The organism is Agromyces sp. NPDC057679 (assembly GCF_042799635.1).
In the GTDB taxonomy this organism is placed as follows: Bacteria; Actinomycetota; Actinomycetes; order Actinomycetales; family Microbacteriaceae; genus Agromyces.
The window spans coordinates 240,555-254,550 of the sequence record NZ_JBHVIK010000002.1; the positions used below are offsets into that span (position 1 = coordinate 240,555).

Annotated in this window: 14 protein-coding genes; 6 read left to right on the forward strand and 8 right to left on the reverse strand. The window is 71.3% G+C overall.

Features of this window, described 5'->3' with window-relative positions; genetic code table 11:
* The first annotated feature begins 52 nt into the window (after positions 1 to 52).
* The gene (locus ACFVAJ_RS08035; protein ID WP_376942895.1) at positions 53 to 655 is read left to right on the forward strand and encodes a MarR family winged helix-turn-helix transcriptional regulator; all 603 of its coding nucleotides are present in this window, start codon (positions 53 to 55) and stop codon (positions 653 to 655) included.
* Positions 656 to 712: 57 nt separating this feature from the next.
* Here ACFVAJ_RS08035 and ACFVAJ_RS08040 read toward each other — a convergent pair whose 3' ends face one another.
* The 4 genes from ACFVAJ_RS08040 to ACFVAJ_RS08055 all read right to left on the reverse strand — a co-directional run bounded on the left by ACFVAJ_RS08040 (position 713) and on the right by ACFVAJ_RS08055 (position 5,673).
* Positions 713 to 2,143, reverse strand: a complete 1,431-nt coding sequence (locus tag ACFVAJ_RS08040; protein ID WP_376942897.1) for an MFS transporter — start codon at positions 2,141 to 2,143, stop codon at positions 713 to 715.
* Between the two features lie 144 nt (positions 2,144 to 2,287).
* Entirely contained in the window at positions 2,288 to 3,205 is a 918-nt protein-coding gene (locus tag ACFVAJ_RS08045) for a serine protein kinase RIO (protein WP_376942899.1), read from the reverse strand.
* A gap of 169 nt (positions 3,206 to 3,374) precedes the next feature.
* Entirely contained in the window at positions 3,375 to 4,088 is a 714-nt protein-coding gene (locus tag ACFVAJ_RS08050) for a class I SAM-dependent methyltransferase (protein WP_376942901.1), read from the reverse strand.
* A gap of 70 nt (positions 4,089 to 4,158) precedes the next feature.
* Entirely contained in the window at positions 4,159 to 5,673 is a 1,515-nt protein-coding gene (locus ACFVAJ_RS08055) for a M1 family metallopeptidase (RefSeq protein WP_376944605.1), read from the reverse strand.
* Between the two features lie 120 nt (positions 5,674 to 5,793).
* On the opposite strand from ACFVAJ_RS08055, the gene ACFVAJ_RS08060 reads away from it, so the two are divergent.
* Positions 5,794 to 6,393 (forward strand): TOPRIM nucleotidyl transferase/hydrolase domain-containing protein, encoded by a 600-nt coding sequence (locus tag ACFVAJ_RS08060; protein ID WP_376942903.1) that lies wholly within the window; start codon positions 5,794 to 5,796, stop codon positions 6,391 to 6,393.
* Positions 6,394 to 6,439: 46 nt separating this feature from the next.
* Here ACFVAJ_RS08060 and ACFVAJ_RS08065 read toward each other — a convergent pair whose 3' ends face one another.
* From ACFVAJ_RS08065 to ACFVAJ_RS08075, 3 genes are read right to left on the reverse strand one after another with little or no spacing between them, the layout of a single operon-like run.
* Positions 6,440 to 7,231: a sulfite exporter TauE/SafE family protein gene (locus ACFVAJ_RS08065; RefSeq protein ID WP_376942905.1), complete on the reverse strand. Its 792-nt coding sequence runs from the start codon at positions 7,229 to 7,231 to the stop codon at positions 6,440 to 6,442.
* Positions 7,228 to 8,802 (reverse strand): gamma-glutamyltransferase family protein, encoded by a 1,575-nt coding sequence (locus ACFVAJ_RS08070; RefSeq protein ID WP_376942907.1) that lies wholly within the window; start codon positions 8,800 to 8,802, stop codon positions 7,228 to 7,230. The genes ACFVAJ_RS08065 and ACFVAJ_RS08070 overlap by 4 nt, the downstream gene beginning before the upstream one ends.
* Entirely contained in the window at positions 8,799 to 9,578 is a 780-nt protein-coding gene (locus ACFVAJ_RS08075) for a FadR/GntR family transcriptional regulator (RefSeq protein WP_376942909.1), read from the reverse strand. Before ACFVAJ_RS08075 ends, ACFVAJ_RS08070 begins: the two co-directional genes overlap by 4 nt.
* Before the next feature lie 128 nt (positions 9,579 to 9,706).
* On the opposite strand from ACFVAJ_RS08075, the gene ACFVAJ_RS08080 reads away from it, so the two are divergent.
* Genes ACFVAJ_RS08080 through ACFVAJ_RS08095 form a run of 4 tightly spaced genes read left to right on the forward strand, consistent with a single transcriptional unit; the run spans position 9,707 to position 13,177 of the window.
* A complete protein-coding gene (locus ACFVAJ_RS08080; protein ID WP_376942911.1) occupies positions 9,707 to 10,561 on the forward strand; it encodes an ABC transporter substrate-binding protein in 855 nt (284 codons plus the stop codon).
* Between the two features lie 44 nt (positions 10,562 to 10,605).
* Positions 10,606 to 11,427: an amino acid ABC transporter permease gene (locus ACFVAJ_RS08085; RefSeq protein ID WP_376942913.1), complete on the forward strand. Its 822-nt coding sequence runs from the start codon at positions 10,606 to 10,608 to the stop codon at positions 11,425 to 11,427.
* Between the two features lie 10 nt (positions 11,428 to 11,437).
* On the forward strand, positions 11,438 to 12,238 hold the full coding sequence (locus tag ACFVAJ_RS08090) for an amino acid ABC transporter ATP-binding protein (RefSeq protein WP_376942915.1): 801 nt from the start codon (positions 11,438 to 11,440) through the stop codon (positions 12,236 to 12,238).
* Between the two features lie 3 nt (positions 12,239 to 12,241).
* Positions 12,242 to 13,177 carry an arginase family protein gene (locus tag ACFVAJ_RS08095; RefSeq protein WP_376942917.1) on the forward strand — a complete coding sequence of 312 codons (936 nt, stop codon included), beginning with the start codon at positions 12,242 to 12,244 and terminating at the stop codon, positions 13,175 to 13,177.
* On the opposite strand, the gene ACFVAJ_RS08100 is transcribed toward ACFVAJ_RS08095, so the two are convergent.
* Entirely contained in the window at positions 13,174 to 13,908 is a 735-nt protein-coding gene (locus ACFVAJ_RS08100; RefSeq protein WP_376942919.1) for a FadR/GntR family transcriptional regulator, read from the reverse strand. The two genes, ACFVAJ_RS08095 and ACFVAJ_RS08100, sit on opposite strands and share 4 nt — an antisense overlap.
* Positions 13,909 to 13,996 lie beyond the last annotated feature (88 nt).

Consider the following 13,996-nt stretch of genomic DNA (forward strand, 5'->3'; position numbering starts at 1 on the left):
CGTGCTCGGGTCAATTGCATGTCGCATGACATGTATATGTACAATGACATACATGAACGACGGTCGTCAAGTCCCTCCCGGCGAACACCCAGCTGCGGGCGACCCCGAGGCATCCGACCCGGTCGCCGCCGTCGAGGCGGCGCTCGTCGCGATGCGACGCGACCAGGGTCGCCGTCGGCTGCAGCGCCGCGGCGAGCACGGCGGGCCGCACCACGGGCACGGGCCGCACGGCGACCACCACGGCCACCACGACCACGAACACGAACCGGATGTCGCGGGCAGGCCTCAGCGCCGGGGCCGTGGCGGCCCGGGGCTCGCGCAGGCGGCGCGCTTCCGACTGCTCGACGCGCTCGAGGCGGCGCCGCAGCCCCCGTCGGTCGGTCAGCTCGCCGAGGCGATCGGCGTCGACCAGCCTCGCGCGAGCCGACTCGTGCAGGCCGCCGTCGAGGCCGGGCACGCGCGTCGCGAGATCGACCCGGCCGACGCGCGCCGCAGCGCGATCGTGCTGACCGCCGCCGGCCGGCGGGTGCTCGCGGGGGCTCGTGACACCCGCCGCGGCGCCGTCGAGACCGCGCTCGCCGGATTCACCCCGGAGGAGTCTGCCGAGTTCGCGCGGCTCCTGACCCGCTTCGTCGCGGCCTGGCCGCGCGACTGATCGCGGGCTGCGGGCGCGGAGCGCGGGTGAACGACCCGCGCTCCGCTCGGACCTCCGCTACTCGGCCGGGACCGCCGGTGCGCTCGCCTTCACCGGGATGAGGAGCGCGAGCCCGAGTGCGATCACGAGGATGATGCCGAGGATGCCGAAGTACGGCGCCCCGCCGATCGTGACGAACAGCGCGAACGCCGTCGGCGCGAGGAAGCTGACGGCCCGGCCGGTCGTCGCGTAGAGGCCGAACACCTCGCCCTCGCGCCCGGCCGGGATCAACCGGGCGAGGAAGGTGCGGCTCGCGGACTGCGCCGGGCCGACGAACAGGCACAGGGCGAGGCCCGCGGTCCAGAACACGATCTGGCCGCCGTCGTGGAGGAAGAAGATGATGAATCCGCTGACGACGAGGCCGATGAGCGCGGCCATGATCACGGGCTTGGCGCCGAGCCGGTCGTCGAGCGCGCCGACCGCGATGGTCGAGATGCCCGCGACGACATTGGCCGCGATCGCGAAGATGATGACCTCCCCGGCCGAGAAGCCGAAGACCGACGCGGCGAGCACCCCGCCGAAGGTGAACACGCCCGCGAGGCCGTCGCGGAACACCGCGCTGGCCAGCAGGAACCAGACGGTGTTGCGCTGCTCCTTCCACAACCGCTTGATGTCGCGGCCGAGTCGGGCATAGGACGCGAAGAACCCGATCTTCTCCCGCTCGACCGCGGCGGGGCTGCGGTACTCGGGCACGGCGAGCAGCACCGGCAGGGCGAAGACGCCGAACCAGATCGCCGAGACGAGCATCGACACGCGCACCGCAAGGCCGTCGTCGCCCGTGACGCCGAAGAGCCCGACGTCGGGCTGGATGAAGCCGAAGTACACGATGAGCAGCAGCACGATGCCGCCGACGTAGCCCATGCCCCAGCCGAAGCCGGACACCTTGCCGATCGAGCGGGGTGTCGAGACCTGCACGAGCATGGCGTTGTAGTTGACGCCGGCGAACTCGAAGAAGACGTTGCCCGCGGCGACGAGGAAGAGGCCGAGCAGCAGGTACTCGGGCGTCGGCAGCACGAAGAACATCGCGACCGTGATCGCGACGACGATGTACGTGTTCACCGCGAGCCAGAACTTGCGCCGGCCGCTCGTGTCGGAGCGCTGACCCGTGATCGGCGCGAGCAGCGCGATCAACAACCCGGCGATCGCGAGCGCCCAGCCGAGCTGGGCCTCGACCGTGCCGCTCGGCCCGAAGGACTCGCTCGTCAGGTACACCGTGAAGACGAAGGTCGTGACCACGGCGTTGAACGCCGCCGAGCCCCAGTCCCACAGGCCCCACGCGAGGATCCGGCCCTTGCGCGCGCCGGCCTCGGTCACGGCCTCGACCTGGCTGGTCGAGACCCCGATGGTCGCGGCCGCCCCGTCGGGCGGGGTCAGGTGCGAGGGCGGGAAGTTGCGGGCGGCGGGCGCGGGCGACGCGGGGGTGGCGCCGTGCTCGGTCGGGTCGGTCATGGGGGCAGTCTCCCGGCAGCCGGTGAACGGGTGGTGACCGCGCGGGCCGGGGGCCGATCCGCGTCGATCGAGTTGCACACTACCGCGCGGCGGGGCGGGGAGGCATCCACGACGCAGCCTCGACCGCCCGCGCGCCCCCGGCGCTCACATCGCGACCATGCCGACGAGCTCGCCGAACAGCTCCTCGGGGTCGCACTCGAGCCGCTGCCTCGTGAACCACGAGCACACGTTGACGCAGTCGCGGTGCAGCAGGTCGAAGCCCTGCGGGTTCGAGATGAGGTCGACGACCTGGGGCAGGTCGATCGCGACCACCCGCCCCTCGTGCACGAGCAGGTTGTACGGGGAGAGGTCGCCGTGGGCGAGCCCCGCCGCAGCGAGCGTGTGCATGAAGTCGACGACCTGGTGGAAGAGCTCGCGCAGCTCGTCGGGCGTCGCCCGCACCTGCGCGAGCCGCGGTGCCGCGACGCGACCGTCGCCGATGAACTCCATGAGCACCTCGGTGCCGCCGACCTGCACGGGGTAGGGCACCGCCGCGCCGAGCTCGGAGAGCCGCGACAGCGCCTCGAACTCGGCGTACGCCCACTGCACCCGCGCGACCTCGCGGCCGAAGGTCGTGCCCTTCGCGAGGGCACGCGCGTCACGGCTGCGGCGGGTGCCGCGGCCCTCGGTGTAGACGGTCGAACGGTGGAAGTCGCTGTGCTCGGTACTGCGGTACCGCTTCGCGGCGAGCAGCACCGAGTTGCCGGCGATCTGCGGATCGGCGCCCGGCACGGCGCGTTCGATGAGCGAGAGGTCGGCCTCCTTGCCGGTCTTCACGACGCCGAGTTCGGTGTCGATCGCCGCGGCGGAGGTGACGAGCCAGTCGGGGCGCGGCGCGGGGCCGCGCTCCGAGGGTGTGGTCGCCGGCCAGGTCGACCAGCGTTGGCCCTCGCCGGGTTCCGCGTCGAGGAAGGCGAGGTCGCCCGCGTCGAAGCGCGGGGTCGTGAGGGGCGTGGATGCGTCGCGGGCGGTGATGATCGAGCGCACGACAGCGGATTCGTCGAGAGACGAGATGAGATGCAAGGTGGTTTCTCCGAAGATTGCGGAGGCCACCGGGCCGCGTCTCGCGGCTAGAGGGCCTCGCAGGATGAAGGGATGTCGAGGGTCATGACAAGGACAGCCATGGTCTTCTCCTCTCCTCCAGCCGGATGCTCCGGGCCCGAATCCGCGCGATGCACGCGGCTTGGGCAGTCTAGGGCTCCCGGCGAGCTGCGTCCAGACCCGGTTCTCGGGGCAGGGATGCCTCGAGGTACAGCCGCTGGGAGGGGATCTCCTGCGCGTACGGGGCGCGATCGGCGATCCGCTCGACCGTGAAGCCCGCCGCCTCGGCCGCGCCGACGAGCTCGGCTGCGGTGAACTCGGCCCAGTAGACGTCGATGCCCGAGCCGAGCGGATCGCCGACCACGCCGTCGGCATCGCCCGCCTTCGCCACGACGAGCAGACGGCCGCCCGGCCTGAGCGCCGCGGCCCACGCGGCGAACGTGCCGGGCAGCAACGACTTCGGCTGATCGTGCAGCGAGTAGTTCGAGACGATCCCGTCGAACGGCCCGCCGAGGTGGTCGAGGTCGAGCGCGCGCTGGTCGCCGGGCTCGAAGCGCAGTCCCGGTCGCTCGCGACGCGCGAGCGCGATGCATCGCGGCGAGAGGTCGATGCCGGTGACCTCCGACCCGTGCGCGGCGAGCACGGCGGCGACGTGCCCGCACGGGCCGCACCCCACGTCGAGCACCCGCGCGCCCGGGCCGAGACGGCCGGCGAACCCGGCGAGCAGCGCGAGGTCGTGCGGCTTGCCCTCGAGCTCGTCGCGGAACAGTTCGAGGTAGCGGTCGGCGCGGGCGTCCCACGAGCGCACGACGTCGGCGGCGCTGCCGGGCTCGGGTGCGGAGGCGGGCACGGAGGCGCGGGTCATCCCGTCATCGTAGGGGCCGGCGTCGGCTCGAGGGGCGCCCGCCGGACGCCCCTCGAGCCGACGGCCGAGATCAGGGGAGGCGCCAGTCGGCCGGCGGCTTGACCTGGTCGGAGAGCCAGATCTGGAAGAACTCGTCGAGGTCCTCGCCGGAGACCTCCTCGTAGACGGCCTGGAAGTCGTCGGCGGTCGCCGCGGAATCGTCGTAGCGCTCGAGCCAGAGTCGGGCGCCTTCGAAGAACGCCTCGTCGCCGACCTCGACCCGGAGCGCGTGCAGGGTGCCGGCGCCGCGGTTGTAGACCTGCGTGGCGAACAGGCCGAGCGGCCCCGGGTCGCCGATCTGCAGCTGCCAGTACGAGGCGGCCCGGGTCGGGTCGTACCAGGCGTTGTAGCTCTGCTGCGCGGTGGCGCCGCCGTTCTCCTCGGTCCACATCCAGGTCGCGTACGTCGCCCAACCCTCGTTGAGCCAGATGTCCTGCCAGCGCTCGGGGCTCACGGCGTCGCCGAACCACTGGTGCGCCAGCTCGTGCGCGACGGTCCCCTGACCCGCCTGGCTCGAGTACACCGGTCGGGTCTGGGTCTCGAGGGCGTAGCCGACGGAGTCGTCGTCGACGATCGAGCCGAACGCGACGAACGGGTACGGGCCGAACCGGCTCTCGAAGAAGTCGATCATCGCCGCCTGGCGCGCGAGGCTCGCGTTCGTGGTGGCGAGTCGCGTGGGCGAGAGGTCGCGGTCGACCGCGTCGATGATCGGCACGCCGCTCGCCGAGGAGGTCCCCTCCCGGAGCTCGTAGTCGCCGACCGAGGCGGTCGTGAGGTAGCTCGCCTGCTGGTCGGGCGCATCCCAGTACCAGGTGGTCAGGCCGCCCGCCGTCTCCGCGGGCTTCGGCTGGGTTCCGTTGGCGACGGCGACCTTGCCCTCGGGCACCGTGATCGCGAAGCTGTAGCTCGCCTTGTCGGTCTGGTGGTCGCTGACGGGGTACCAGGTCATCGATCCGTCGGGCTCGCTGGCGACGATCGCGCCGTCGCGGGTCGTCACCCAGCCGTACAGCGCCTCCTCGATGTCCTCGGGGCGCGTCGTGACGCCGTCGTACTCGACCACCACCTGCGCGCGCTGGCCCGCCTTGAGCTTCGGTCGGGGCTGCACCGTGAGCTCCCAGACGCGGGCCCCGTCGTCCTGCACGTGCCAGTACGCGGCCCCGTCGACGACGGCTCCGGGTGCCGGCGGCGAGACGGCGGTCGCGCGCTTGCCGTTCACCGTCAGGGACTCGACCTCCATGCCGCGGAGGTCGAGGTTGAAGCGGTCGAGGTCCTGGGTCGCGATGAGATCGATCGTCGCGATGCCGTGCAGCTCTCCTTCGAGGGGCGCCGGCGCCGGGGCGGGCGGGGTGTAGTCGAGGTCGAGGTCGTAGTGCTGCACGTCGTAGCCGCCGTTGCCCGAGAACGGGAAGTACGCGTCGCCCGCGCCCGCGGCGCCGGCCGTGTACCGGGGCCCGGGCCCCTTCGGAGCGGCGGCGGCGCCGATCGCGCCCAGACTCCCGATCGCCAGTGCCGCGACGGTCGCACCGCCGAGCAGTCGTGCCCGCATCCTGTCCACGAGTTCTCCCTCATCGTCCGGCCCGCATACGTGCTGAACTCTAGACGCGCGGGCGCGCGGCCGGTAGACCCGCGCCCGGGTCACGCCGGAGGGCCGGAGTAGGGTCGCACCATGCGGGACGTGGTCATCGCCGAGGCATCCACCGTCGTGCTCGTCGAGGGCGAGAGCGACCGGCTGGCCCTCGAGGCGCTCGCCGTGCGCCTCGGAGCCGACCTCGCGGCGGCCGACGCCGTCGTCGTCCCGATGGACGGCGTGACCAACCTGCACCACCATCTCAGCGCGCTCGCGGCGGAGGCCGCGGCCCCCGGTCGTCCGCGCCGCCGCGTGCTCGGCCTCTTCGACGCGGCCGAGACCGCGTACGTGCGCCGCGCCGTCGACGACGCCGGCCTCGGGGGCGTCGGCGCCCCGCTCGACGAGCTCGGGTTCTACTCGTGCGAGCCCGACCTCGAGGGCGAGCTGATCCGTGCCCTCGGCCCCGCCCGGGTCGAGGAGCTGCTCGCCGACCAGGGCGAACTGGCGCGGTTCCGCACCTTCCAGCGGCAGCCGTTCCAGCGCGGCCGCGCGCTCGATGCGCAGCTCCGCCGTTTCATGGGCACCCACGCCGGCCGCAAGGCGCAGTTCGCGCCGATCCTCGTCGGCGCGCTCGAGGCCGCGCGCATCCCGGTCGCGATGGCGGCGCTCGTCGCGGCGGCGGTCGCGATCTCGCAATGAACGGCCGGCGCCCGGCGCCCCGCAGGAATCGGCCGGAGTCCAGCCCTCACCCGAGCGCGGCGCGCTGCGCCGTCACGTGTTTGTGGATCAACTGGCCCGCGGCGAACGCGAGCAGCAGGGAGAACGCGACGTTCGAGGCGAACGGCGTGATCGACTGCGCGGTGAGGGCGCCGAGCGGGGACACGATGCACGCCACCACGCCGATCGCCGCGGCCATGCGCAGATCGACGTTGCCGCGCCGGAGGTTGCCGACGGTGCCCGAGATCGAACCGGGGACCATCATCGCGAGCGAGGTGCCCTTGGCGACGAGGTCGCTCGCGCCGAAGAAGAACATCAGGATCGGCACGAGGATGATGCCGCCGCCGACGCCCATGAGACCCGACAGGACGCCGGTGAGCACGCCGACCACGACGAGCAGTGCGCCGGTGACCACGTCGATGCCGATCACGGCGTCGCGTTGGGGGACGACGAGCCAGAGACTCACGCCGACGACGGCGAGGAAGGCCAGGAAAGACCAGAACAGGATGTTCCGCGGCAGGCGCGCGAGCAGCCAGGTGCCGAGTTGGGCTCCGACGACCACCCCGATCGCGATGAGGGCTGCAGCGATCCAGTCGACGTGCCCGGTGACGCCGTAGCTGATCGCACCGACGACCGCGGTCGGCAGGATCGCAGCCGTCGACGTGCCGGCGGCGAGGCGCTGGTCGACGCCGAGCAGCATGAGCAACGGCACGACGACGACCCCGCCGCCGACGCCGAACAATCCCGAGAGATAGCCGGCGATGAGGCCGATGCCGATCAGGGCGATGAGCGGGCGCCGATCGGTCTGCTCGACGGTCATCGGGCCACCGCCTCGGTCGTGGCCTCGGCTTCAACGACGATCGCCGAACCGTCGGAACGGGGGTCGCTCGCCGCATCGATTCCGTTCGCGGTGACCCGGATCACGTTCGAATGCCCGAGCGCCTCGTCGCGGGGCCGCACGAGCTTGACCGCGAACTCCGAGGCGGCGTCGAGCGCGCGCCGGGCGGGCGTCGCGACATCCGACTCGACGGTGACGGTGGTCGCCGTGTCGCCTCCGTCCTGCACGCCGACGACCCATCGAGGCGCGCTCGTCGCCTCGATCGCGGAGGCTCCGGCGAGCGTTCGGAGCAGGAGCTGCGCGTGGATCTGGGGTTGCGCCTGCCCGCCCATCGTGGCTTGCGCCTGAAGCAGCCGGCCGTCGCGCAGCACGAGCACGGGCATGAGCGTGTGGGGCGGGCGCAGGCCGGGCCCGAATACCGCGGGGTGGGCCGGATCGAGCGAGAACGAGGTGCCCCGGTTCTGGAACAAGATGCCGGTCGCGGGCTCGAGCACGCACGCGCCGAACGCCCAGTAGACCGACTGCACGAGCGAGACCGCCCACCCGTCGGACGAGACTGCGGTGAGTCCGACGGTGTCTCCGTGCGCCGGGCGAGCGTCGTCGGTCGAGGACGGCACGTCGACGGTGATCAGCTCGGCGCCGTCGAGCGGCGCGACGTCGGGGTCGCACAACCAGGACGCGCGCACCTGGTTCGCGATGCGGAAGAGCTCGGCCAGTCGGCCGGCGTCGGCGCCGAGGGGATCGCGGACGTCGCCTTCGTCCACACCGAGCATCGTGCGGAGGAGCGAGAAGCCCTGGGTGTTCGGCGGGGCGGTCACCACCTCGACACCGAGCGCCTCGAGGCGGAGCGGGTCTTCGACCACCGCGCGGTACTGCGAGGCATCTTGCTCGGTGATGCGGCCGCCGAGGGCGGCCAGCCCGGCGATCCAACGCGCGGCGACCTCGCCGGTGTAGAACTCGTCGGGCCCGCGCTCGGCGAGCCGATCGAGCGTCTCGGCGAGGGCCGGTTGCACGAGGGGCGCGCCCTCGTCGAGGGGCGCGCCCTCGGGCAGGAAGACCGCCCGGCACCCGGCATCATCGGCGAGGTCGGCCCGTTCTTCGCGGATGGCCCGGGCCACGGAGACCGCAGTGGGCACCCCGTCGCGGGCGTGACGACGTGCGGGTTCGAGTCGCTCGGCCCAGTCGAGTCGGCCGCCGAGCTCGGCGAGCGCCTGCCAGCCGCGCACCGCACCCGGGACGGTGATCGCATCGATGCCGCGGGCGGGCAGGGCATCGCCGTGGCGGGTCCGGAGTGCGTCGAGGGTCTGCGCGGCGGGGGCGCGACCGGTTGCGTTGACGAATCGGATGTCACCGTCCGGGCTGCGCACCAGGGCGACGAGGTCGCCGCCGAGCGCGACATTGTTCGGGTAGACGACGCACAGCGCGGCCGCGGCGGCGACGGCGGCGTCGATCGCGTTGCCGCCGGCGCGGAGCATGGCGGCGCCCGCCTCGGTCGCGAGGTGGTGCGAGGTGGCGACGGCGCCGGCGGTGGGGGAGTTCGGGATTTCGGTCATGCGCGGATCGCCTCGTTCTTCGGAGTGGAGCGGGTGTCGTGGGTCGCGGGCCCCGCTGACGGGGCCACGTTGGACTGGATCGCCGTCAGCACCTCGCCGACGTGGGCGCGGGCCTCGCGTTCGGCCGCGTCCGAGTCATGTGCGGCGATCGCCTCGAAGATCCGCCGGTGAGCGACGCTCGACGCGCGACGGCGCTCGGGTGATTGGAGGCCGCGGCGGCGACTCGGTCTGATCTGCGTCGCGATCAGGTCGGTGAGTTGCGCGAGGAGCGGGTTGTGCGTGTACTGCGAGATCGCCTGATGGAAGGCCCGGTCGAGCTTCGCATAGCGCTCGAGGTCGGTCTCGGCCTCCATGCTCTCGACCAGGCGACGCAGTTGGGCGACGTCGCGATCGGTCACGCGGATCGCGGCCAGCGCGGCGATCGGCGGCTCGATGGCCGCGCGCAGCTCCATGATGCGGGCGAGTTCGTGGCTGCCGTCGTCGGAGCGCTCGAGCATCGACGTCAGCGCCGACCCCAGAGGACCGCCGCGGTCACCGGGCGCGACGACGACTGTGCCGCGACCGGGGCGCCGGTCGATGAGCCCTCGGCTCTCGAGCTCGTGCAGCGCCTCGCGGATCGAGACGCGCGAGACGCCGAGGAGCTCGCCGAGCTCGCGTTCGGGAGGCAACCGGTCGCCGGGCTTCAGCTCGCCGTCGAGGATGAGCCGCTCGAGATCGACCGACAGCCGGCCGGGCACCGAGAGCGCCTCGACCCGGCGTAACGACGTCCACTCCATGTTCGATCCTCTCGCGGGATGCCCGGTCGCGGGACCTCAGCGGTGGGCATATCGACAGCTTGACAGTTGGTCCTACCAACTGTCAAACTGGGCCACCACAACGCTGTGCCCACGACCAAGGAGCCCCCATGACCGGCCGTTTCCCCATCCGTCGCATCGCCGGTGCCGTCGCCGCACTCGCCGTCGCCGCAGCACTCGCCGCCTGTTCGAGCCCCGGTTCCAGCGGGGCCGCCGCGTCGGGCGACGGCGCGCTCGGGCTCGTCAAGCCGGGAAGGCTCACCGTGTGCACCGGCGACTCTCCGCCCAACATCTACTACGACGAGAACAATGAGCTGACGGGCGTCGAGATCGACATGGCGAACGCCTTCGCCGACAACCTCGGCCTGAAGACCGAGCTCGCCGAATACGCGTTCGCGGGGCTCATCCCCGCCCTGCAGGCGAACCAGTGCGACGTCATCATGGGCTCGCTCTACATCAAGCCCGAGCGCGAGGAGATCGCGAACTTCGTGCCCTACCTCTACTCGGGCACCGGCGTCGGCGTCTCGAAGGAGAACCCCGAGGGCGTCACCGGCGTCGACGACAGCCTGTGCGGGCTCAAGGTCGTCGCGATCACCGGCGCCACCGGCGGCAACGGCGCAGAGGAGCTCTCGAAGAAGTGCGAGGCCGACGGTGAGAAGGCCCTCAACCTCACTCTCGTCGACGAGGGCACCGCCGCCGTGCAGCAGGTCATCACGGGCCAGCAGGACGCCTTCATCGACACCTCCGAGATCATGGACTTCTACCACCGCGAGTCCGACGGCGCGCTCGTGATGGCGGGCGAGCCCGTCGGCAAGATCAAGATCGGTGCCGCGACGCTGAAGGGCAACACCGCGCTCAACGAGGCGCTCGACGCTGCGATGCAGCAGATCGTCGACGACGGCGACTACGCCGCGCTGCTCGAGAAGTGGGGCGTGCAGAGCGCCGACATCACGGCTGGCGAGTAGCGATTCGTGCACCCGCGACACGAGTCACCCTCGAAGGAGGACCAATGACATTCGACTGGACCTATTTCTGGCAGAGCCTGCTGACGCCGAGCCAGCAGTTCCTGAACGGGCTCGCGCTCACCATCGTCATCTCGGTGGTGTCCATGGCGCTGGCGCTCGCGCTCGGACTGGTCATCGCCCTCATGGGGCGGAGCCGGTTCCTGCCCTTCCGCGTCGTCGCGAGCCTGTACGTCTGGGTGATCCGCGGCACGCCGCTGCTCGTCCAGCTCGTGATCATCTACACCGGGTTCGCGGCGGTCGGGCTGTTCCGCTTCGAGGACGCCGACCTCGCGGGAGTGCTGATCAAGGGCGCCGTCCAGGCCTCGATCGTGGGTCTCATGCTCCATGAGAGCGCGTACATCTCCGAGATCGTGCGCTCCGGCCTCGAGTCGGTCGAACGGGGCCAGAACGAAGCGGCGCTCTCGCTCGGGCACACCCCGCTCGGATCGATGCGGTACGTCGTCGTGCCGCAGGCGATCCGCATCATGGTGCCGCCGCTCGGCAACTCGTTCAACGGCCTCATGAAGACCACCTCGGTGCTGTCGATCATCGGGGTCGCCGAGATGTTCCAGGTCGGCAGCACGATGGCGTCGTCGACATTCAAGGTGTTCGAGATCTACGTCGTCATCGCGATCTACTATCTCGCGCTCACCACCGTGTGGACCGTGGCCCAGACCGCGATCGAGAACACCCTCAACGCGCGAGCGGGCCTTCCGAAGGCGGAGTCGGTGTGGAAGCGGCTCTTCGGCTTCCGCAGCCGCAAGACGCCGCCCGCGCAGGCGGCGGCCGAGACATCCAAGGTGCTGCAGACCGATGACGCCTACTGAGGAGCAGACGATGACCGACTACACCGTGGCCACCCCGATCGATGCCGGAGGCCCGATCGTCCGGGCCGTCGGCGTACGGAAGTCCTTCGGCGACCGCGAGATCCTGAGCGGGGTCGACGTCGAGGTCGAGCGCGGAGAGGTCGTCGTGCTCGTCGGCGCCTCGGGCGCCGGCAAGACCACCTTCCTGCGCACCTTGAACCGTCTCGAGCCGATCGACGCGGGCGAGATCGACGTCAACGGCGAGCAGATCGGGAAGCACGAGAGCGCGAACGGCAAGCTCGTGGAGCGGTCGGCGCGAGACCTCGCCCGTCAGCGGGCGAACATCGGCTTCGTGTTCCAGCACTTCAACCTCTTCCCGCACATGACGGTGCTCGAGAACATCTGGCACTCGCCGGTGCGGGTGAAGGGCGAGAAGAAGTCGGAGGCCATCCGCTACGCGCGCGAGCTGCTCGATCGCGTCGGACTCGCCGACAAATCCGACGCACGGCCTCGATCGCTCTCGGGCGGCCAGCAGCAGCGCGTGGCGATCGCCCGTGCGCTCGCGATGCGTCCGGCGCTCATGCTGTTCGACGAACCGACGAGTGCGCTCGACCCGGAGATGGTGGGCGAGGTGCTCGCCGTGATGCGCGATCTCGCCAAGGCCGGCATGACGATGATCATCGTGAGCCACGAAATGGGCTTCACCCGTGAGGTCGCCGACCGCGTGATCGTCATGGACGGCGGACGCATCATCGAGTCGGGGCCGCCCGCGCAGGTCTTCACGGAGCCGCAGCACGAGCGGACGCGGCAGTTCCTCTCGAAGGTGCTCTAGCCGATGACCGGACACGGCCCCCGCCGCTCGCCCGGCACCCTCTTCGGCGTCCCGCACGCGAGCTCGCCGAGAGGGGCAGGGGCAGCAGTGCTCGGGATCCCGTTCGACATGGGATCCCATCCGTCCCGGATCGGCGGGCGAGGCGGTCCGGCTCACGTCCGGGCCTCCTCGCTGCTCGTCGCCGAGGCCGCCGAAGACCTCGGGATCAATCCGATCGAGCACCTCGGGCTCGTCGATCTCGGAGACCTGGAGATCACCCCGGGGCAGGTCGATTCGGCATTCGAGCGGATCTCGGCCGAGCTCGGCGCGCTCCTCGACTCGGGGACGATCCCGATCACGATCGGTGGAGACGGTGCCGTCACCCTGCCGCAGCTCCGCGAAGCGCACCGGAGGCATCCGGATCTCGTGCTCGTTCATTTCGACGCCCACACCGACGCCTACGATCTCTTCGAGCCGTACGAGTTCAACAACGCGAATTCGTTCGTGCACGCTGCACGCGAGGGCCTCATCGACGTCACGCGCTCATTCCACGTCGGGATCCGTGACACGGAGCTCGCCGGGCGCCCGGGCGTCGTCGGATTCGCGGAAGCGCTCGGCTACCGCGTGCGTTCGATGCGCGAGGTGCGCGAGCGCGGCATCGCAGATGTGCTCGCCGAGATACGGGCGGCGGTCGGCGCGCGCCCTGTCTACCTCTGCTGGGACATGGACGTCTTCGACCCCTCGGTCGCCCCGGGCGTGGTCACGCCTGCGTGGGGCGGGCTCGGCACCGCCGACGGACTCGACCTCCTGCGAGGAGTCGCGGCGCTCGACGTCGTGGTGTTCGATCTCAACACGGTGTCCCCTCCGCACGATCTCGCCGGGCAGACCGGCAGCCTCGCAGCGCACGTGATCCTTGAGTTCCTGTGCGCAGTTGTCGAACGGCAGGTCGGCGGGCGCTAGGAGGTCGTCGACCGTGTCTCGGCGGCCGCCTCCGCGTGGGCGATCTGCTGCTGCACGGTCGCGAGGTGAGCGGTCGCCTCGGCCGCGGCCGCCGTGGCGTCACCCGCCGCGATGGCCGACAGGATGCGTCGGTGCGCCACGGTGGAGGTCGTTCGGCGCTGTTCGGTCTGGAGCGCGGTCGAGCGGCTCGGCGCGATCAGGTTGGCGATCTGCTCGTTGAGCATCGCGAGCAGCGGGTTGTGGGTGTATTGAGCGATCGCTTGGTGGAATGCCCGGTCGAGCTCGGCGTACTGCTCGCGCGACTCGGGCGAGGCCATGGCCTCGACGAGCTGCTCGAGCTGCTCGAGGTCACGGGGTGCAGCGCGCCGCGCCGCGAGGGCTGCGATCGGCGGTTCGATGATCGAGCGGAGCTCGAGGATGTGCGCGATCTCGGGCGTGGCGGAGCCGAGGACCTCGGCGAGCGCCGCGCTCGAGGCGTCGCGTGCGTCGGCGGCCGACAGCACGACGGTGCCGCGGCCCGGCTTGCGATCGATCAGTCCGCGGCGCTCGAGCTCGTGCAACGCCTGTCGCAACGAGACGCGCGACACCCCGAGCCGCTGGGTCAGTTCGAGTTCGGGCGGCAGCTTCTCGCCTGGCTGCAGTGTGCCGTCGAGGATCAGCCGCTCGAGCCTGATCGAGAGTCGATCGGGCACCGACAGCGACCGGTCTCGCTCGACCTCAGACCAATCCATGAACCCTCCCGAGTCGATTGAAGCAGGTGCAGCGCAGGTTCGCCCGACCATACTGCGATCCGTGGTGGCCCGGGGTCCGAGCCGAGCG